The sequence below is a fragment of the Streptomyces sp. genome (assembly GCF_036566765.1).
In the GTDB taxonomy this organism is placed as follows: Bacteria; Actinomycetota; Actinomycetes; order Streptomycetales; family Streptomycetaceae; genus Streptomyces.
Genome location: NZ_DATCVQ010000073.1, coordinates 38,583 through 57,555, shown reverse-complemented (window position 1 = coordinate 57,555; position 18,973 = coordinate 38,583). Strand labels below are relative to the sequence as shown.

18 protein-coding genes and 1 pseudogene are annotated in these 18,973 nt (G+C 71.2%); 11 read left to right on the top strand and 8 right to left on the bottom strand.

What is annotated here, in order from left to right; translation table 11 throughout:
* Nucleotides 1–121: 121 nt before the first annotated feature.
* The 3 genes from VIU94_RS04290 (at nt 122) to VIU94_RS04280 (ending at nt 3,236) form a co-directional block, all read left to right on the top strand.
* Nucleotides 122–1,231, top strand: a complete 1,110-nt coding sequence (locus VIU94_RS04290; RefSeq protein WP_331907688.1) for a winged helix DNA-binding domain-containing protein — start codon at nt 122–124, stop codon at nt 1,229–1,231.
* Between the two features lie 152 nt (nt 1,232–1,383).
* Nucleotides 1,384–3,033, top strand: coding sequence for a glycosyl hydrolase family 8 (locus tag VIU94_RS04285; protein ID WP_331907686.1), 1,650 nt, complete (start codon nt 1,384–1,386; stop codon nt 3,031–3,033).
* A gap of 8 nt (nt 3,034–3,041) precedes the next feature.
* Nucleotides 3,042–3,236 (top strand): hypothetical protein, encoded by a 195-nt coding sequence (locus VIU94_RS04280; protein WP_331907684.1) that lies wholly within the window; start codon nt 3,042–3,044, stop codon nt 3,234–3,236.
* Nucleotides 3,237–3,314: 78 nt separating this feature from the next.
* Here the strand turns inward: VIU94_RS04280 and VIU94_RS04275 are convergent, their stop codons facing one another.
* Entirely contained in the window at nt 3,315–3,671 is a 357-nt protein-coding gene (locus tag VIU94_RS04275; RefSeq protein WP_331907682.1) for a DoxX family protein, read from the bottom strand.
* A 114-nt stretch (nt 3,672–3,785) separates the two neighbouring features.
* Between VIU94_RS04275 and VIU94_RS04270 the strand changes: the two genes are divergently transcribed.
* The 4 genes from VIU94_RS04270 to VIU94_RS04255 all read left to right on the top strand — a co-directional run bounded on the left by VIU94_RS04270 (nt 3,786) and on the right by VIU94_RS04255 (nt 7,583).
* Nucleotides 3,786–4,697, top strand: a complete 912-nt coding sequence (locus VIU94_RS04270) for a LysR family transcriptional regulator (RefSeq protein WP_331907680.1) — start codon at nt 3,786–3,788, stop codon at nt 4,695–4,697.
* Between the two features lie 71 nt (nt 4,698–4,768).
* Nucleotides 4,769–5,317 (top strand): hypothetical protein, encoded by a 549-nt coding sequence (locus VIU94_RS04265; protein WP_331907694.1) that lies wholly within the window; start codon nt 4,769–4,771, stop codon nt 5,315–5,317.
* A gap of 129 nt (nt 5,318–5,446) precedes the next feature.
* Complete coding sequence (locus VIU94_RS04260; protein ID WP_414720884.1) at nt 5,447–6,895, top strand: sensor histidine kinase; 1,449 nt, start codon at nt 5,447–5,449, stop codon at nt 6,893–6,895.
* A 7-nt stretch (nt 6,896–6,902) separates the two neighbouring features.
* A complete protein-coding gene (locus VIU94_RS04255; RefSeq protein ID WP_331907676.1) occupies nt 6,903–7,583 on the top strand; it encodes a response regulator in 681 nt (226 codons plus the stop codon).
* An 87-nt stretch (nt 7,584–7,670) separates the two neighbouring features.
* On the opposite strand, the pseudogene VIU94_RS04250 reads toward VIU94_RS04255, so the two are convergent.
* A pseudogene (locus tag VIU94_RS04250) lies at nt 7,671–8,015 on the bottom strand (phosphatase PAP2 family protein); the annotation flags it as partial.
* A gap of 466 nt (nt 8,016–8,481) precedes the next feature.
* Between VIU94_RS04250 and VIU94_RS04245 the strand changes: the two are divergent.
* Nucleotides 8,482–9,072 (top strand): hypothetical protein, encoded by a 591-nt coding sequence (locus tag VIU94_RS04245; protein ID WP_331907674.1) that lies wholly within the window; start codon nt 8,482–8,484, stop codon nt 9,070–9,072.
* A 71-nt stretch (nt 9,073–9,143) separates the two neighbouring features.
* On the opposite strand, the gene VIU94_RS04240 is transcribed toward VIU94_RS04245, so the two are convergent.
* Together VIU94_RS04240 and fabV are read right to left on the bottom strand one after the other, a co-directional pair.
* Nucleotides 9,144–9,818 carry an alpha/beta fold hydrolase gene (locus VIU94_RS04240; protein WP_331907672.1) on the bottom strand — a complete coding sequence of 225 codons (675 nt, stop codon included), beginning with the start codon at nt 9,816–9,818 and terminating at the stop codon, nt 9,144–9,146.
* An 87-nt stretch (nt 9,819–9,905) separates the two neighbouring features.
* Complete coding sequence (gene fabV / locus VIU94_RS04235) at nt 9,906–11,120, bottom strand: enoyl-[acyl-carrier-protein] reductase FabV (protein ID WP_331907670.1); 1,215 nt, start codon at nt 11,118–11,120, stop codon at nt 9,906–9,908.
* 432 nt (nt 11,121–11,552) lie between these two features.
* Between fabV and VIU94_RS04230 the strand changes: the two genes are divergently transcribed.
* From VIU94_RS04230 to VIU94_RS04220, 3 genes are all read left to right on the top strand, one after another.
* Complete coding sequence (locus VIU94_RS04230) at nt 11,553–12,230, top strand: hypothetical protein (RefSeq protein ID WP_331907668.1); 678 nt, start codon at nt 11,553–11,555, stop codon at nt 12,228–12,230.
* A gap of 141 nt (nt 12,231–12,371) precedes the next feature.
* Nucleotides 12,372–13,289: a HisA/HisF-related TIM barrel protein gene (locus tag VIU94_RS04225; RefSeq protein WP_331907666.1), complete on the top strand. Its 918-nt coding sequence runs from the start codon at nt 12,372–12,374 to the stop codon at nt 13,287–13,289.
* A gap of 58 nt (nt 13,290–13,347) precedes the next feature.
* Nucleotides 13,348–14,058, top strand: a complete 711-nt coding sequence (locus tag VIU94_RS04220; RefSeq protein WP_331907664.1) for an N-acyl homoserine lactonase family protein — start codon at nt 13,348–13,350, stop codon at nt 14,056–14,058.
* Between the two features lie 3 nt (nt 14,059–14,061).
* Here VIU94_RS04220 and VIU94_RS04215 read toward each other — a convergent pair whose 3' ends face one another.
* From VIU94_RS04215 to VIU94_RS04200, 4 genes are all read right to left on the bottom strand, one after another.
* The gene (locus VIU94_RS04215) at nt 14,062–15,480 is read right to left on the bottom strand and encodes a TerD family protein (protein ID WP_331907662.1); all 1,419 of its coding nucleotides are present in this window, start codon (nt 15,478–15,480) and stop codon (nt 14,062–14,064) included.
* Nucleotides 15,481–15,537: 57 nt separating this feature from the next.
* Nucleotides 15,538–17,025 (bottom strand): GH1 family beta-glucosidase, encoded by a 1,488-nt coding sequence (locus VIU94_RS04210; protein WP_331907660.1) that lies wholly within the window; start codon nt 17,023–17,025, stop codon nt 15,538–15,540.
* Between the two features lie 63 nt (nt 17,026–17,088).
* Nucleotides 17,089–17,967 carry a carbohydrate ABC transporter permease gene (locus VIU94_RS04205; RefSeq protein ID WP_331907658.1) on the bottom strand — a complete coding sequence of 293 codons (879 nt, stop codon included), beginning with the start codon at nt 17,965–17,967 and terminating at the stop codon, nt 17,089–17,091.
* A complete protein-coding gene (locus VIU94_RS04200) occupies nt 17,964–18,965 on the bottom strand; it encodes a carbohydrate ABC transporter permease (RefSeq protein ID WP_331907656.1) in 1,002 nt (333 codons plus the stop codon). The genes VIU94_RS04205 and VIU94_RS04200 overlap by 4 nt, the downstream gene beginning before the upstream one ends.
* Nucleotides 18,966–18,973: the final 8 nt, after the last annotated feature.

Below are 18,973 nucleotides of genomic sequence, written 5' to 3'. Positions count from 1 at the left end.
TACCTGTGCCTCCAGCGCCGCTGGTACGAATTCCTCGGGGACGCCACCAGCGCGCCCGTCACGGCCCGCGCCCAGGACTGAGCCCGGCGCGGGGCCGACATCGAGGGGGAGGACAGTACACGTGCGCGATCACCATCTGCGCGTCCGGGAGATGCGGGCTAGGGCCCAGGCCATCGGCGGCTGGGTGCGGGAGGACGACCCCGCGTCGGTCGTGCGGCGGGTCTTCGCCGTCCAGGCCCAGGACGCCGTCGCCGCCCGGCTCGGCATCCGGGCGCGCGGCCGCGACGTCGACGCCGAGGCGATCCGAGCCGCGTACGAGGACGACCGGAGCATCGTCCGCGGCTGGTTCATGCGTGGCACCCTGCATACCGTCCCCGCCCCCGACGTCCGCTGGCTGCTCCGGCTGCTGGCCCCGCGCCTCCTGAACGCGGGCGGCCGGCGCTACCGCGAACTCGGCCTCGACGAAGCGCTCCGCGAGCGCGCGGACGACACCCTCCGGCACGCCGTCGCCACCCACGGACCCCTCGCCCGCACCGAACTGACGGAGCATCTGGTCCGACTGGGCGTCGAGCCCGTCGGACAGGCGGCGTTCCACCTGATCCGGCACGCCGCGCTCCGCGGGATTCTCGTCCATGGACCCGAGCGGGACGGCGAGGCGACGTTCGTCCTGCTCGACGACTGGCTGCCGAAACCAGGCGAGGGCGAGGGCATGGGGCAGGAGCCGGAGAGCGCCGCCGTCGAACTCGCCCGCCGATACCTGGCGGCGTACGCCCCCGCCGACGTCGCGGACTTCGCCGTATGGTCGGGGCTGCCGCTCGGCCTGGCCCGTACGGCATGGCGATCCCTCGCGGAGTCGGGGGCGAGCGCCGAGTACGCCGGACTGACCGTGCCGGCCCGCCGTCGCGACGATGCGGATGCCGATACCGATACCGAGGCCGATGCCGGCGCTCCCGACGTGCGTCTGCTGCCCGCGTACGACAACTACCTCACCGGCTACCGGACTCGCGAGCTCTCCGTGTCCGCCGCCCACCAGCACACGGTCTGGCCGGGCGGCGGCGTCCTGCGCCCGACCGTCACCGTCGACGGTCTCGCCGTGGCCACCTGGACCCGGCATGTCACGGGCGCGACGGCCGACGTGCATGTGGAGCCCTTCGCGCCGCTTCCCACGGCGGTACGCACCGCCCTGACCGACGAGTCCGCAGCCGTCAGCCGGTTTCTGCGGGCGGAGTGACGGCTTCCCACTCCAACGCGCGTTCATGTACGGACCCTTGCGCACCGTGCGCGTCCGTCTCTACTCTCCCCGAGCAATGGTTAGGAAGTTTTCCTAACCACCACTCACCCCGCTCTCTCGCCCACTCTTCCGACCCCCATGAAGGAGTTGTGATGCGACACAAAGGCATAGGTCTGCTCGCGTTGTCGGGTCTGCTGTCGCTGCCGCTGACCGCCCTGCCCTCCCAGGCCACCGCGGCGGACAGCCTGGTGTCGGCGGGCAAGCCCGCCACCGCGTCGTCGGTGGAGGGCAGCGGCTTCGGCGCCGCCCTCGCCGTCGATGCGAACACGTCCACGCGGTGGGCGAGCGCGGAGGGCGTCGACCCACAGTGGGTCCGCATCGACCTCGGATCGAACCACACCGTCTCCCGCGTGAAGCTCAACTGGGAGGCGGCGTACGGCAAGGCGTACAAGATCCAGACCTCCACCGACGGCTCCACCTGGACCGACGTCTACTCCACCACCAGCGGCGACGGCGCGATCGACGACCTCACCCTCTCCGGCACCGGCCGGTACGTCCGCATGCACGGCACCACCCGCGGAACCCCCTACGGCTACTCCCTCTGGGAGTTCGAGGTCTACGGCAGCCCCACCGGCACCGGCGGAGGCGGCGGCCCGGCCGTTCCGTTCGGCAGCCACACCCAGCCGTACGCCGCCGGGATGCTCCGGCCGACCGGCTCCCAGGGCTCGCTCGACCAGAAGGTCGTCTCCTACTACAACAACTGGAAGTCCGCCTTCGTCCGGCAGAACTGCGGCAACGGCTGGTACCAGGTCATCTCCCCGGACGCCGACCACCCGTACGTCGCCGAGGCGCAGGGCTACGGCATGGTCATCACCGCGACCATGGCCGGCGCCGACCCCGACGCCAAGAAGATCTTCGACGGCCTGGTCAAGTGGAAGATCGACCACCCCTCCTCGGTCAACCCGAACCTGCTCGCCGCCGAACAGGACACCTCCTGTCGCAGCGTCAACGGCGGCGACGGCGCGACCGACGGCGACATGGACGTGGCGTACGGGCTGCTGCTCGCCGACCGGCAGTGGGGCAGCAGCGGCACGTACAACTACAAGGACCTGGCGATCAAGCACATCAACGCCATCAAGAAGGACGAGCTGAACCCCTCCACCCACCTGCTGAAGCTGGGCGACTGGAGCAGCTCGGGCGATCAGTACTACTACATCACCCGGACCTCCGACTGGATGGTCGACCACTTCCGCGCCTTCCGTAAGGCCACCGGCGACACCGCCTGGGACACCGTCCGCACCGCGCACCAGAACCAGATCGCCAACCTCCAGTCGACGTACGCCCCGAGCACCGGCCTCCTGCCGGACTTCGTCGTCAACACGAACAGCACGCCCAAGCCGGCCCCGGGCCAGGTCCTGGAGAGCCCGAACGACGGCAAGTACTACTGGAACGCCTGCCGCACCCCGTGGCGGATCGGCGACGACGCGGTGACCAGCGGCGACGCCAAGTCCCTCGCGGCGGCACGGAAGTTGAACTCCTGGATCAAGGGCAAGACCGGCGGCGACCCCAACAAGATCGCCATCGGCTACGCGCTCAACGGCACGCAGATCTCCTCCGGCAGCGACGCCGCCTACGTCGCGCCCTTCGCCGTCGCGGCGATGACGGACACGAACAGCCAGGCATGGCTCGACGCCCTGTGGAACAAGATGCTGGCCACCCCGATCCAGACCGACAGCTACTTCGGGGCGAGCATCCAGCTTCAGACGATGATCACGGTGACCGGGAACCACTGGGTCCCGTAGGGGTGACGATGCGAAGCAACGGCACAGCACTGCTCACGATCCTGTCCCTGACGTCGATGGCGGGGGTGGCGTCCGCGACCGCCCCGCCGGCTACGGCGTCCGCGACCGCCCCGCCGGCCACCGCGTCGGCGACCCTCGTCCACTCCACCAACACCGTCACCCGGGCCCGAACCGGCCTGACCGACATCCCGGTCACCCCCTGACGGGTACCGAAGAGGCCCGGCCCTTCCTCGCCTCCCATGGGGGAGGAGGAGGGGTCGGGCCTCGTACGGCTCGACTCGTCACCGCACCCCGTGCACGACCACGCCGAGGACCAGCACGGCGACGGACAGCGCGAGAAAGCCGAGCGCCCCGCCCAACCGGCGATCGCCCACCCGTAGATGCGCGCCGATCGCCGCGAGGAAGTACAGCACCAGCCCCACCCCGGCCGCCGTCCCGAGCACCGGCACCGCGAACCCGGCCAGCAGGCCCAGCGATCCGGCCGCGAGGCACGCGCCCAGCGGTGCCATCCACGACCGGGGCACCCGCAACCGGTCCGCGATCGCGACGATCGACGCGTGCCCGACGAAGTCCAGATACGCGCCGTATGCGAGAGCGGCGGCGGTCAGGACGGTGACGACGGCGTACAGGGCGAGCACGGAAGCCTCCAGGGCGCAGAACGAGCGGACCGGAACCAAAGCCGTCCGCCTCGGCTTCCACCTTCTTCGCGCGCGCCGTTGCAGGTCCAATACCTGCATCCATAACCTGACGGCATGGATGTGGACACCCGGCTGCTCCGCTACTTCGCCGCCGTCGCCGAGGAAGGCAACCTCACCCGTGCCGCGGAGCGGCTGTTCGTCTCGCAGCCGGCGCTGACCAAGCAGATCCGACAGCTCGAAGCACTCCTCGACGTCCGGCTGTTCACCCGCTCCCGGTCCGGCATGGCCCTCACCGAACCGGGCCGCGCCCTCGCCGCCGGTGTGCCCGGGCTGCTCGCCGACTGGGACCGCGTGCGGCGGGAGACGCGGAGCGCGGCCTCCCGCGCCGCGCGTGTGCTGCGGGTCGGGTTCCTCGCCAGCGCGGCCAACGAACTCACCCCGCGCATCACCGCCGCGTTCCGCGACCGCCGGCCCGACTGGCGCGTCGACATGCGCCAGGCCCCCTGGTCGGACCCGACCGCCGGGCTGGCGGCCGGAGACGTCGACGCCGCGCTGCTCCGGCTCCCCTTTCCCGGCCAGGACGCGCTGCGCACCGAGGTGTTGCTCACCGAAGCCCGCTGGATCGTGCTCCCCGCCGATCACCGCCTGGCCGGCCGCGAGGAGATCCCGTTCCGGGAGCTGTGGGACGAACCCTTCGTCGCCGCCCCGCCCGAGACCGGCCCCTGGCGCGACTACTGGCTCGCCGTCGACGCCCGCGAGGGCCATCCCGTCCGCATCGGCGCCGTCACCGAGAACCCCGACGACTGGCTGACCGCGATCGCCAACGGCTACGGCATCGCCCTCGCCCCCGAGTCGGCCGCCCGCTTCTACCCGCGCCCCGGCATCGCCTACCGGCCCGTCACCGGGGTCGCCCCGACCCGTGTCGGCATCGCGTGGCCGCCCGCCGCAGACACCGACCCGGTCGTCCAGGAGTTCGTCGCCTGCTGCCTGGACCAGAGGCCGCCGGAACCGACCTCGACCGGGTGAGGGACGATGACCGGGTGACGCATCGCAACACCCCCGGACTGACCCCGTACCAGGAAGCCCTGCGCGACCGGATGCTCGACACCCCGGTCCTCCCGGCGCCCGCGCCCTGGCGGCCGGTCTTCCCGACGACGTGGGAGCCCGTCGGCGGACTCCTCGGCATCGGCTTCGGGACGGATCCCGACACCGGCCATGACCTGGTGATGGTCGTCTCGACCAGCGGCCACGGCCTCTTCGACGCCGTCAGCGGGGAGAAGATCGCACGCGACCACGACCCCGACGACGAGGACAGCCTCCCGGACGACTCACCCGACCTCACCTGCCCCGGGCTCGGGCCCCTCGCCGGCACCCGGGTCCACATCGCAGGCTTGTACGGCGGGGGACTGCACACGAGCGCCGCCGACGGATGGATCGTCGAGGCGATCAGCCCCGACTGGCCGCACCATCGGGTGATCCTGTCCACCGACGGCGGACAGCGCCACTCCGGTCCGTACGGCGAACGATGGTGGCACGTCTTTCACGCCGACTACTCGGAGCTGCGCGCCACCGGCTTCTCCCCGTCGGGACGCACCCTCGCCGTCGCGACGAGCAGCGACCTCACGCTGTGGACGCGGGACGACTGAGTCCGCGCGGCCGCGCGTACGAACAGGGGGCGTGCGGCACGCAGTGCTCGCCGGTCGCCGCGCAGATTGGACTTTCGGCAGTGTCGGAAGGCTCCCGATGTCCGTACCGTCGCCTCCGTGAACAGCACGATGACCAACGGCAACACTCCGACGTGGACCGCCATTTCGCGGCGGGCGCTCGACCCGCGGACGGCTCTGACAGCGGCTGCCGCAGTGGCCGCCGGTCTGAGCGTGGTCAACCTTTGGTGGGCCGGCCCCACTGCCGTCGCCGCGTTCCTGGCAGGACGGCGGCCTGGCAGGACGCTTCCGACAGCGCTCGCCGTGGTCGCTGTTCTCGCGGCCGGCGTGGTGGCGTTGTCCTTCGTCCCTGCTTGGCTCCCCCTGGCCGGCCGGTTCGTCACGGTGGTGGCTCTCGCCACGATGCTGCCCTGGTTCGCGGGCCGGTTCTGGTGCCAGTATCGGCAGCTTGTCCGGGCGGGGTGGGAGCATGCCGAACAACTGCAACGCGAGAAGCAGTTGATCGCCGATCAAGCCCGGCTGCGCGAGCGGACGCGTATCGCCCAGGACATGCACGACGTACTGGGCCATGACCTCAGCCTGATCGCCTTGTCGGCCGGCGCACTCAAACTCGCGCCAGGCCTCGAGGAACACCATCGACGGGCCGCAGGCGACATCAGGGCCAGAGCCGCGGCCGCGGTGGAGCGTCTCGGCGAGGTGATCGGTGTCCTGCGTGAGGAGACCGGGGACATGCGGACGGCCCCCATCGGCTCCAGCCTCACGGGTCTGACCTCCGAGGCTTCCGCGGCCGGGCTGGCGACGGAGCTGCGCGTCGACGGCACGGCGGACGGCCTTCCGCCGGTGGTCGAACGGGCGGCTCACCGGGTCGTGCAGGAAGCGCTGACCAACGTCGCCAAGCACGCACCTGGCGCGTCAGCGACCGTCCACGTGACGCATACGGCAGCGGAGACAACAGTCGTGGTGGGGAACGGCCCGCCCTCGTCCGCGGCCGACGTGCAGCCCCGCCCCGGGCCCCCGAGCGGGGGACGTGGCCTCATCGGTCTCGAAGAGCGCATACGGTTGGCCGGCGGTTCGTTCGACCACGGCCCGCGCGACGGAGGCTACGCAGTCGTCGCGCGCATCCCGCACACACCCTCATCCCCGCCACCGCCGACCGCGCCCGCAGCCTCTCGGACCGGCCGCCTATTGCCGCAGGAACATCGCCGCGCTCGTCGCCGCGTCGGCCGGGCCTTGGTCGCCGCGGTGATGGTCCCGCTGGTGACGGGAGCCCTGCTGAGCGGAGCACTCATGGTCTGGGAGATGCGCTCGGCGGCGCGGTCGGTCTTGGACCCGGGCGACTATGCCCGCCTGCGGCTGGGGCAAGATCGTTCCGAGGTGGAGCGCTTCCTGCCGGACCGGCAGACGAACTACCGACCGCTGACTGCCGAGCCGACAGGAGACGGAACAACGTGCGAGTACTACGCGATGACGGCCGACCGGTTCGACGACCGGTCCGGCGACGCCTACCGGCTCTGCTTCCGGAACGACGCATTGGTGTCCCTCGACACGCTGACCCCGTGAGCAGCCGATGATCCGCGTGCTGATCGCCGACGACGAGCCGATGATCCGCGCGGGGGTGCGCGCCGTTCTTGCCACGGATCCGGACATCGAAGTCGTCGCCGAAGCCGTCGACGGGCACGACGCCGTGGAACTGGTCCGGCGCCACCGCCCCGCGGTGGCCGTACTCGACATCCGCATGCCGGGCATCAACGGCATCGACGCGGCGGCGGAGATCCGCAGCGCAGTGCCGAGTACGAGCGTCATCATGCTGACGACGTTCGGCGAGGACGACTACATCCTTCAGGCACTCGGCGGTGGTGCGGCAGGGTTCCTGATCAAGTCGGGCGAGCCCGAGGAACTGATCACCGGAGTCCGTGCGCTGGCCGAAGGCGCCGCCTACCTGTCACCGAAAGTCGCGGCCCGGGTCATCGCGCACCTCGCCGCGACGGGCGCCGGCAGCCTGGCCGGTCGGCGCTCCGCCGCCCGCGACCGGGTCGCCGCCCTCACGGCACGGGAACGGGAGGTATTGGCCTTTCTCGGGAGCGGCCTGTCCAACGGGCAGATCGCCCGGCGGCTGCACGTCGTGGAGGGAACGGTCAAAGCCCACGTGAGTTCCATCCTGGCGCGGCTGGGCGTGGACAACCGGGCCGCTGCCGCGGTCGTGGCCCACGAGGCCGGGATCGTGCTGCCGCAGCCTCCCCAGCCGTGACGCCGCCCGCTGAGCAACTGGCATGAACGCCAGTAGCACGGCCGCCACCACAGTGCCGCCGAGCGTCGCGCCGGCGAGTACATCGTGGGGGTAATGGACCCCCACCAGCACGCGCAGGAGCGCGGCGGCCCCGGCGAGCGGCAGCGTGATCGTGGCCAGACGGGGCCGTAGCACGGCGAGACCGACCGCCAACCCGGCGGCCAGGGTGGCGTGATTGCTCGGGAACGACCAGTCCCCGGCTCCGGGACATTCCGCGACGAGATCGGCCCCTGTGCGTATGGCACGGCAGGGCCGCTCCTCGTCCACGACCAGCTTCACCGCTTCGCTCACCGCATAGGCCACGACGGTGCCCAGACCGGTCAGAACGGATCCGGCGACCCCTCGTGCGTCCTTGCGGCGGATCGCTGTCCACCACGACCAGGCCAGCGCCATCCCCAGGATCAACAGTGCGCCCTCGGTGGCCACTTCCAGCAGGGGGCCCAGCCACGACGGCGCATCCGCCACCGCGCCGGTCAGCGAACGGTACGCGGAAGCCGAAGCTCCACCCGTGACCTCGACCGCACCAGCCTCGCCCAGCCCACCGGGAGACAGCCACATGACAACTCCTGCTCCGGCGCCCAGGACGCCCAGTGCACCGAGCAGCCGGCCGGCCGGGATTCTCTCTCGCAGTTCTCGTTCCATGAGGCCCGAACGTAGAAGCGGGAACAGCCAGGAACCCGAGCCGAACGGCAACACCGGACGTTGACGATGGTCAGGGTTGACAGCCCGGCCGCCCTCGGCGCGTCAGGCACCGGGCGGAGCGGGCCATCCGGGCGGGAGGCCGGGCCCGTACGGCATGGCGCACATAGCCTTGAAGACCCGCGAGGGAAGCTGATGGCTCCCCATGCAGGAGAGGTCCGTGAGTGATCCCAGCCCCCGAGTGACCCCGAGGCCGACATCCGCGGCGGCAGGCGACAGCATTCCCGCTCCCGGGGTCATCGGCATCGGGCTCGCCGCGGTGCTGACGTTCGCGCTCGCCCAGGGCTCGTGGCAGTGGTTCGCCACGTTCATCGGGGTGACACTCCTGGCGGTGATGCTCGCCTTCCAGCGGCGGGCGGAATGGACGCCGGACATCCGCTCGGCGTACATGCGCGGCCTGGTCGCGTACGCGCTGGTCGTCGGCCTGTGCGTGGCAATCGCACTCGCCCCCCTGCTGCAGCGCCAGGCCTGGCTGTTTCCGATGCCGGCCACGCGCGACGACTGCGAGCTGCTGGGCAGGTACCAGGCCCTCCAGGCGGAGGCCGCGCTGGGGAACCTGGCCGGCAGCGACGGCCCCGCCCTGGCGTTCGCACAGGAGGACCTGGCAGACAAGGCCGTTGCCGAGTGCCTGGCGGCCACGACGACCCTGTGGCTACCCCTGTACGGGGTGGGCGTCGCGATCCTGGTGGCGACGGGCGCCTGGCTCCGCGACCGGGCCCGGTCCATGGGCCGACCGGACCCCGTCGGCTGAGGACCGCCCGCCAGACGCTCCGAGACGACCCGGAGTGGGCCTTGTGGGCGGCGCGGCGCGGGCCGTCCCGTTCAGGGCAGATACGCGAGGAGCCGGTCGACCAGGTCGACCGGGTGAGACAGCGCGACCAAGTGGCCGCCGGAGACCTCGTCGGCGGTGATCCCTAGGCGCTCGCGGGCCACTCTGCGCTGGAACTCCAGGGGGAAGAACCGGTCCTCGGCTGCGGCAAGCACGCGTGTGGGCACGTCTGGCCATCGTTCGATGCCGCAGGGCTGGCTGAACGCGATGTCGGCCTCAGGCCGCTCGTGCGCCGCGCCGGCAGCGGCGACCTCGGCCGGCACGTCGTGCAGGAAGTAGGTGGCCAGGTCGAACTCCGTGGTGTACCCGCCTGCTTCGGCTGCCGCGACGCGGGCCGCCTCCGATCCTGTGTCGTCCCACCATTGTCCGGGTGTCTCGCCCGGTAGCGGGATCATCGCGTTGACCAGCACGAGTAGACCTGCCTGCGTGCGAGTACAGGCCATGGGGGCGGTGAAGCCGCCCATCGATTGGGCGACCACTACGACGTCGTCATGGTCGCCGATCGCGGCGACCACCGCGTCGGTGTACTCGGGCAGCCCCGCGGACTCGTCGGCGCCGGGCAGATCGACGGCGACCGCCTCGTGCCCCCTCGCCTGCAGCTCGGGCACCACACGATGCCAGTACCAGGCCGCGCCCCCGGCCCCGGGAATCAAGACGAACACGCTCATCCCTGCACCCTTCGCTCCGGCTCATCCTCTGTGATCGGTGACAGTTAGCCACGGCTACTGGCCCCTCCGGCGTTGCTCCGGGCGGAGTCAGGGCGTGTGGTGGGGCCAGGCGACGTCGGTGACGACCGGGGCGGTGTAGTCGATGCCGGGCACGGAGAATCCGTAGAGGCGCCGTACCTCCGCACGGAACCAGTCGAGGTCGGCCAGGTCGGCGATGGTCGCCGTGCCGGCGGTCTCCCAGCGTTCGGCAACGGCCGCCTGGACGTCGTCGGTGAGTTCCCAGGTGTCCAGGCGGATACGGCCCTCGTCGTCCAGGGCGAGCGGGGCCGCGCCGGTGAGCTGGTCCCACAGCGCGGCGAGCTGGCGGATCGGCGGGACGAGGCCGTCTCCGAGGACGCCGCGCAGCAGGCCGGTGTACAGGGCGATGCCGGGGATCGCGGTGGAGGACTGGGTGACGGCGGCGCCGTTGACGGAGGTCACGGCCCGCCCGCCCACCATCTTGTCGAGCCGCTCGTTCAACGTGCGGGCGGTGGCCTCCAGATGGGCCTTGGCCGCGCCGATGGTGCCCTGCCGGTAGATCGCCGCCGTCAGCGAAGAACCGATGTACGACAGCGCGGCGGTGGCGAACCCGTCGGCGAGCAGTCCCCGCCCGGCGAGGTGGTCGATCCAGCGTTCCCAGTCCGCGCCGCCCATCACGGCCACGGTCTGCTCCACGTCGTCGCCCTCGGCCGGCCCGGTCTCGACCTCGCGGACCTCGGGAACACCCTCGTCGTCGAAGACAAGGGTCTTGGTGCGGTTCGCCCGACCGATCGGCTTGAGGACGGAGGCGTACGCGGCGCCGGTGTCGGGGTCGGTACGCCGGGGCGCGGCCACCGAGTAGATCAGGTAGTCCAGTCGGCCGCCGAAACGCTGCTCGATGAGGTCGGCGACCTGGTCCTTCATCGCGTCGGAGAACGCGTCGCCGTTGAGGAAGACCAGGTCCCGCCCGGCAGCGCGGGCGATGTCGGCGGTGGCGGCGGTGCGGTACCAACCGGCCGTTGCGGTACGCCGCGCGGTGGGGGCCTTCTCGAAGGACAGGCCGATACCGCGGATACCGGCGCGCTTGAGTCCGGCGAGCGTGGCCGCGAGACCGTACCCGGCGGAGGAACCGATCACGAGCGCCACCGGCCCGTCGCCCTCCGGCACGCCGACGGGGGCGGGGCATGCCTGCCACATGTCGGCCACCAACTGCCGGCACCCTGCCGGGTGGGAGTCGAGAAACAGAAATCCCCGATTGCGGGGAGTGAGAACGCGCTCGTTCACGATGGCAGTCCTTGGGTCGGCCGGGACAGGGACGCGGCGGCCGGACGGCCCCCGCGCCCTGCAAGTCTGCGGCAGCACACACGCGGACAGTCGCCCTGCCAGGAACAATGATCATGAGCCGGTCTTGGAGTGTTCCACCACTTCCAGCGATCGGCTCCCTGTCGCAGGGCGACTCCGGACCAACCGGGCCCGTCGCCTGAATCGGTGACTCTATGTGTTCGTCAGGTGCGTGTCGGGCATGCTCACTTGGGCGTTCCCCGCCCCGTCAATCACTTGGAGTAACCATGCCACCCCTCCGCCTGGCCGCGCTCGGCGCCGTCGGCACCCTCTGCGCCGCCGCACTCTGCGCCGGACCTGCTGCGGCCGACACCGATCCCGCCCCGCGCGCGGGCGCTGGCGCCCCACACGATCACGTTCGGACGCTCGAAGACGGTGGCTGCCCATTCGGGGGCCAACGTCAACGTCCCCTGCCAGTCGCCCGAGCAGAGCTCCGGAGGCGGCGTCCAGACCACCGGCAACGGAGTTTTCATCACCGCCTCCTGGTCCCTGGCAGGCTGGGCGGCCGACGTCTACAACGAGTCCGACACCCCGCAGACGGTCACGGCCGTGGCGATCTGCACCCCGCAGCGACACACGCGCCGATCGAGCATTCCCATCGAGCGTGTGCCGGCAGGGCAGTCGGGGCTCGCCCGCGCCGTCTGCCCCGCCGGCACGCAGGCCACCGGCGGCGGAAACATCGGCGGGGCCTCGGGCCAGGACCGGCAGTACGTGAGCCAGTCGTCCGACGTCAGCGTCGGCGGCGAATGGGTTGTACAGGCCTTCAACCACTCCCCGACCGAGCAGACGCTCTCCGCCCAGGTGGTGTGCACCGACACGCCTCACAGCGCGCAGTCCAGTGACGGCACGCTACTGGCCCAGGGGGCCACGGGAACCGCTCACGTCGAATGCCCGGCTGCCGGTGAGGTGCCAGCCGGGGGCGGCGGGCTCGGCAACCCCGCCGTGCAACTCAACGAGTCGTACCCCACCCCCACAGGGTGGACCGTGCGCGCCACGAACAAGGGGAACCAGCCCCTGACCCTGTTCTCCCGCGTGATCTGTACGCGACCCTGACCGGCGCGGTGCGGAACAGGAGGGTGCCGGACTTGGCGCGGATCCCTCCCTCCTGTTCCTCCTGCCGTAGCGGCGCAGTCGGTTCACGATGCAGGCAGGCGACGGGAACCGAAGTGGGTCAGTAGCACCTCGTGGCACGGCATGGTGACAGCCCCGTGTCCCGAGTCAAGTGGGCAGCTTCCGGCCATTCGCCGTGACGAGAGCCTCGACCGTATGCGGGCCTCCGCTCGGACACCTAGGGTTCCTGCGAGCGGAGTTGCCCACGAAGCTTGGGGAGAGGCCGACATGCCGGAGACCGTAGGGCGCGGAAATCGGGGGGACTTCACGGTCTTTCCCTCGGTCCACGTCGCTGGGGGCAGAGTGGTCCACCTGGTTCAGGACGGCCATGTACCGGAACCGGTGCGCACCGATCCGGTCGAGACCGCACTCGCCTTCCAGGAACAGGGCGCCACCTGGCTCCACCTCGTGATGACCGAAGAGAACGGAGGCTTCGACGCCGACACAGCCGGACGCGTCATCGACGCCGTCGACATCGACGTCCAACTGATGTGCCGCGCCGGAGTCACCGACGACGCCTCCCTCGCCCGCGCGCTGGGCACCGGCTGCACCCGGCTGAACCTCGGACGCGGCTCTCTGGCCGACCTTCACTGGTGTGCCACGGCCATCGCCCGGCATGGCGAACGGCTCGGCGTCAGCCTGCCCGTGCGCTTCACCGACCACGGCCCGCGCGTCGCCGGCCTGCGACCCGGTGCCGACTCCGGCGATCTCGGCGACGTCCTGAGCGTCCTGGACCGCGCTGGTTGCGCCCGCTACGTCGTGGCCGACGTGAGCAGGGAAAGCGCCCTGTCCGGACCCCACCTCGACCTCTTCAAACACGTCTGTACGCACACACCCGCGGCCGTGCTGGCAGCAGGCGGCGTCACCAGCCTCCAGGACCTGCGAGAAATCACGACCCTCGCCCCGCATGGCGTCGAGGGCGCCCTCATCGGCAGGGCCCTGTACGCCGAGGCGTTCACCCTGCCCCAGGCCCTCGCCACCGTCAGCCGCCCCCACGGGTGACGCTCTGCCCTCGGCAGAGTCCGCCGTACGCCCGCGGGCCGTCTGCCAGCATGGCCGCATGGGAGAGCGCACGCAGATCCGCCGACTCGACCTCGGGTACTTCGTCCGGCCCGCGTCGGAGACCGGCGGACCGGAGCCGCGGGTCGAACCCGTCCTCGCGTACCTGGTGCGGCACGGCCGGAGGACGCTTCTGTTCGACACCGGCATCGGCCACGCCGGTCCGGAGACCGAGGCGCACTACCGTCCCCGGCGGCGCGACCTGAGGGACGCGCTCTCCGCCGCCGGAGTCGACCTGGCGGACGTCTCCCTCGTGGTCAACAGCCACTTGCACTTCGACCACTGCGGCGGCAACCCGCTGCTGCCGGGGACACCCGTCCTCGTCCAGGGCGTGGAACTGGCGACCGCCCGCAGCGGCGGGTACACCGCGGACGAGCTGGTGGACTTCCCCGGTGCCACCTACGAAGAGCTCGACGGCGAGGCCGAGGTGTGGCCGGGAGTGTGGATCGTCCCCACCCCGGGCCACACGGCCGGTCATCAGTCCCTGATCGTCCGGCAGCCGGACGGCACGGTGGTCCTCGCCGGGCAGGCGCACGACTTCGCCTCCGAGTTCGGCGCGGACCACCTCGCCCGCCGCGCCGCACGGGACGGCGTCGCCGAGCCCCTGCCCGGCTACCGGCTCTGGGTGGACCGGGTCGCCGAATTCGCCCCGCGCCGGGTGTTCTTCGCCCACGACTGCGCGGTCTGGGAGCCGGTGGAGGGCGGCGCCTGATCGTCAGCGGCGCCGGTTCCAGAAGCCCCCGCTGCCGACCGGGCGCGGCGTGATCGTCCAGGCCCCGCTAGCCCTGATCAGCAACAACCGCGGTCCCTCGGTCAGCGGAGCGCTGCCGCGTCCTCGGTCGTACTTGTAGAACACGTCATCGCGTTTGCCGTTCTGCCGCAGGGCCTTGACCTCGAAGACCCCGTCCCCGTGCTCGTCGCCCCGGTGCCGGATGCCGATGTCCATGGTGTCTCCGGTGTGCGCCAGGACGTCCGGTCCACGTCCCTCGATCTTGTCGTTCAGCTCCTGCAGCGTGGACACCGGGCGTACGGAGACGGTCCACTTGTTCTCCGTCCTGATCCGCATCCGCAGCGGAGCGAGGCCGTGATGATCCGTGATGCACCGGCCGCGCACGTCGTCGATGTAGCTGTAGAAGATGGACGTGTCGTCGCGGTTGCGATGGTTCAGGGTGATGATCTCCGTGTAACCGTCGCCCTTCACGGCCACGTCGACGACCACGAATCCGGCCGGGATGTCGACCTCGACGTGAATGACCTCGTTGCCTTCGCCGCTCTGCTCGAAGTACGGGAACTCCGGCCCGAAGTCGACGGGCAGCGCGTTGCGGGGGAACGCCGGGCCGCCGAACGGCGCGGCCGGCGCAAGGACGGGGCCGTCGGCCTTCGCGACAGGGTCGGAATCCACCGCCGGGACCGGCTCCGCCACCGGCATGGGCTGCGGAGCCGCCTGGGGCTGTGGAACTGCCTCGGCCTGCGGGACCGGCTCGGGCGCCGGCTCCGCCACCGGCGGCTGCGCATCCGCCGGCAGCGGAGGCGCCGGCGGAAGCGTTCGGGGCAGCGGCTCCGGATCGGGTTCGTCGGCGGCCTCGTCCCCGAGTTCCTCGTCCGGCACGGTGAAGCCGAAGTCGGCCGCCAGGCCGGGGAGTCCCGACGCGTACCCCTGCCCCACCGCGCGGAACTTCCACCCCCCGTCCCTGCGGTAGAACTCGCCCAGCAGGATCGCGGTCTCCGTCGTGGCGTCCTCGATCGCGTACAGCGCCAGCTGCTCCCCGGCGGACGCGCTCACCGCCTGCATGTACAGGTCCCTGATCTGCCCGAACGTCCCGCCGTCGCAGGACGCCGAGATCACGATCCGCTCCACGGACGGCTCGATCCGGCCGGGATCGATCTCGAGCCAGTCCGCGGACACTCCGCCCTCGCCCTGCGCGTTGCCCAGCAGCCGTACGCCGCTGCCGGCGTGCTCGGGCTGGTTGTAGAACACCAGGTCGCCCTGGCCCCTGACCTTGCCGCTCGCGTCGACGAGCAATGCCGCGGCATCCACTTCCGGCGACCCCGGCCCACCGGACCGGCGTACGACGGCGACCCGCATGGGCTCGCCGCTCAGCGGAAGGTTGCCCCCCTTGATGATCTGCGTCATGCGCGCATCTTCACATCCTTCACAGTGTCTGCAACAGGGGCTATCTCAAAGATCACTTCACCGGATTTCCCGAGGTCGCCGGGCGGGCTTCTCCCTTCCGGCCGACGGCAGTTCACCCGTCCGCGCCACCCCCGCGTACCACCGCGCGCTCGCCTTCGGCGTCCGCTCCAGCGTCTCGTAGTCGACGTGGACCGCCCCGAACCGCTTCGCGTACCCGTACGCCCACTCGAAGTTGTCGAGGAGCGACCACAGGAAGTAGCCGCGTACGTCCGCGCCGTCGGCGATCGCCCGGTGCACGGCCTTCAGATGGGCGTGGACGTAGGCGATCCGCTCGGGATCCTCGACCGAGCCGTCCGGGCCGACGACGTCCTCGTACGCCGCCCCGTTCTCGCTCACCACGAGCGGCAGGTCCGGGTACCGCGCGGACACGCGGGTCAGCAGGTCGTACAGGCCGCTCGGGTCGACGGGCCAGCCCATCGCCGTCCGTTCGCCGGGCGCGCGGTGGAAGGCCACGTCGTCCGCGCCCGGCCAGGGCGAGTAGGCGCTGTCGCCGTGCCCGTCCTCCTGCGGCTTCGCCTCGCCCGCCGCGACCTCCGAAACGACCGTCGGCGTGTAGTAGTTGACGCCCAGCCAGTCCAGCCGCTGCCCGATCGCCGCCTCGTCCCCGTCCTGTACGAACGACCAGTCCGTCAGCCGTGCCGTGTCGGCGAACAGGTCCTCCGGGTACCCGCCCTCCAGCATCGGGCCGAGCCAGATCCGGTTGCCGACCGCGTCGATCCGCCGCGCCGCCTCGCGGTCCGCGTCCGACGCGGTCAGCGGGCGCACCTCGTGCAGGTTGAGGGAGACCGCGAGCCGTCCGCCCGACGGCAGCGCCGCCCGCAGGGCCTGGACGGCCAGGCCGTGGCCCAGGTTGAGATGGTGGGCGGCGCGCAGCGCGGCCACCGGGTCGGTCCGCCCGGGCGCGTGGACGCCCGAGCCGTACCCCAGGAAGGCGCTGCACCAGGGCTCGTTGAGCGTCGTCCAGCGCTCGACCCGGTCGCCGAGCGCGCCCGCGAGCAGTGCCGCGTACTCCGCGAACCGCTCCGCGGTCGCCCGCTCCGGCCAGCCGCCCGCGTCCTCCAACTCCTGCGGCAGGTCCCAGTGGTAGAGGGTGAGGGCCGGCTCGATGCCGGCGGTCAGCAGCTCGTCCACCAGCCGCCGGTAGAAGTCCAGGCCCTTCTGGGCGGCCGGCCCCCGGCCGGTCGGCTGGACCCGGGACCAGGAGACCGAGAACCGGTAAGAGTCGAGGCCGAGTTCGGACATGAGCCGGACGTCCTCGCGGTACCGGCGGTAGTGGTCCACGGCCACGTCCCCGGTGTGGCCCTCGAAGACCTTGCCGGGGGTGTGCGCGAACGTGTCCCAGATCGACGGGGTGCGACCGTCCACGCAGGCAGCGCCCTCGACCTGGTACGCGGCGGTTGCGGTGCCCCACATGAAGCCGGAAGGGAACTTACGGGCGCGGGAAGGGGCGGCGGCGGTGAGCGGCCGGGTCTCGGACGCGGTCATAGAAGATTGCTCCCAACACGGAGAAGGAGAAGGCGCATCGGTACGAAGGAGAGGGGCGGCCGGTCAGCTCTTGACCGCGCCCGCCGTGATGCCGCCGACGATGTGCTTGCCCAGCACGGCGAAGACCAGCAGCAGCGGAAGCGTCGATATGAGCGCACCGGTCAGCACGATGGCCTGGTCGACGCTGTGGTTGCCCGAGCCGAGGCCCGCGAGCGCGACCTGGAGGGTCGGGTTCCCGTCCGGGGTCAGCGCGATGAAGGGCCAGAAGAAGTCGTTCCAGGCCTGCACGAACACCAGCATCCCGAGGACCGCCATCGCCGGCCGCGCCACCGGGAACACCACGTGCCAGATGATCCGCAGGCTGTGCGCCCCGTCCATCCGGGCCGCCTCCACCAGCTCCACGGGCAGCGCCTCGATGAGGAACTGACGCATGAAGAACACGCCGAACGCGGCGACCAGGGACGGCAGCACCACCGACTGGAGCTGGTCTGCCCAGCCCAGGTCCGTGATGATCCGATAGAGCGGGATGACGCTGAGCTGCGGCGGAATCGTCATGGTCGCCACCACCAGCGTGAGCAGCGCACCGCGGCCCCTGAACGGCAGCTTGGCGAAGGCGAATCCGGCGAGGGTGGAGAACAGCACGGTGGACAGCGCGACCAACCCCGCGACGACCGTCGTGTTGACCAGCGCCTCCCCCATGTCGACCTGGTTCCAGGCGAAGGACAGGTTGTCGAGCAGCCGCGGGCCCGGCAGGAGCGGCGCCGGCGCCTCGACCACGCGTTCGCCGCTGTGCGAGGCGGCGACGAGATTCCAGTACAGCGGGAAGAGCGAGACCAGTGCGGCGAGGCCCAGGAGCAGGTACGTCAGCGGGCCGGCGTGGTGCTGACGGCCTGCGGCGGGGCGTCCGAGACGCTGCTTCGCAGCTGCGATGGTGTTCGTCATGCTCGGGCCCCCGGCTTCTTGCGGTACGTGCGGGCGACCAGGGTCCGGACCGCTCCGATCAGCAGCAGGAGCAGCAGCATGACCCATGCGACGGCCGATGCTTGGCCCAGCGCGCCGGTGATCCACCCCTTCTCGTACATCAACAGGCTCAGCGTCTGGAACTGGTTGCCGCTGCCGCCGCTGACGCCCACGCTCCCGCCGTACAGCATCGGCTCGCCGAACAGCTGGGTGGCGCCGATCGTGGAGACGACGATCGTGAACAGGATCGTGGGCCGGATGGAGGGGATGGTGACGCTGGCGAACTGCCGCCATCGCGAGGCCCCGTCGAGAGCCGCTGCCTCGTACAGATCCTGCGGCACGGCCTGCATCGCGGCCAGGTAGATGAGCGCGTTGTAGCCGGTCCAGCGCCAGGTGACGATGGTCGAGATCGCGATCTGCGCCGGCCACTTCGACGACTCCCAGTCGACCTTCCCGACGCCGGCCCACTCCAGAGCGGTGTTGATCATTCCGTAGTCGGTGTTGAACAGCTGCGCGAAGACAAGGGTCGCGGCCGCGATGGAGGTTGCGTACGGGGCGAGGACGGCCACGCGGAAGAATCCGCGGGCGCGCAGGCGGTAGTTGAGCAGATGGGCCAGGCCCAGTGCCATGAGCAGCTGCGGAACGGTCGACAGGACGCCGATGGTGAACGTGTTGGCGAGCGCGTTCCAGAAGAACTCGCTGCCGGCGAGGTCGCTGTAGTTCTTCAGGCCCTTCCATTCGGCCGCGCCGCCGAGTTCCACGCGGTGCAGGGAGAGCCAGCCGGTGTAGATCAGCGGGAAGAGCCCGAAGGCGGCGAAGGCGAGGAAGAAGGGGGCGACGAAGGCGTACGGGGTCGCCTTGAGGTCCCAGCGGTAGAGCCGGCTGCGGAAGGTCGTGGGGGAGAGGGGCGGTGGGGACGAGGGAGGTGAGGAGGCGAGCGGCGGGGAGTCGTCGCCCCTCGCCTTGACGGAGGTGGCCACGGGGGGCG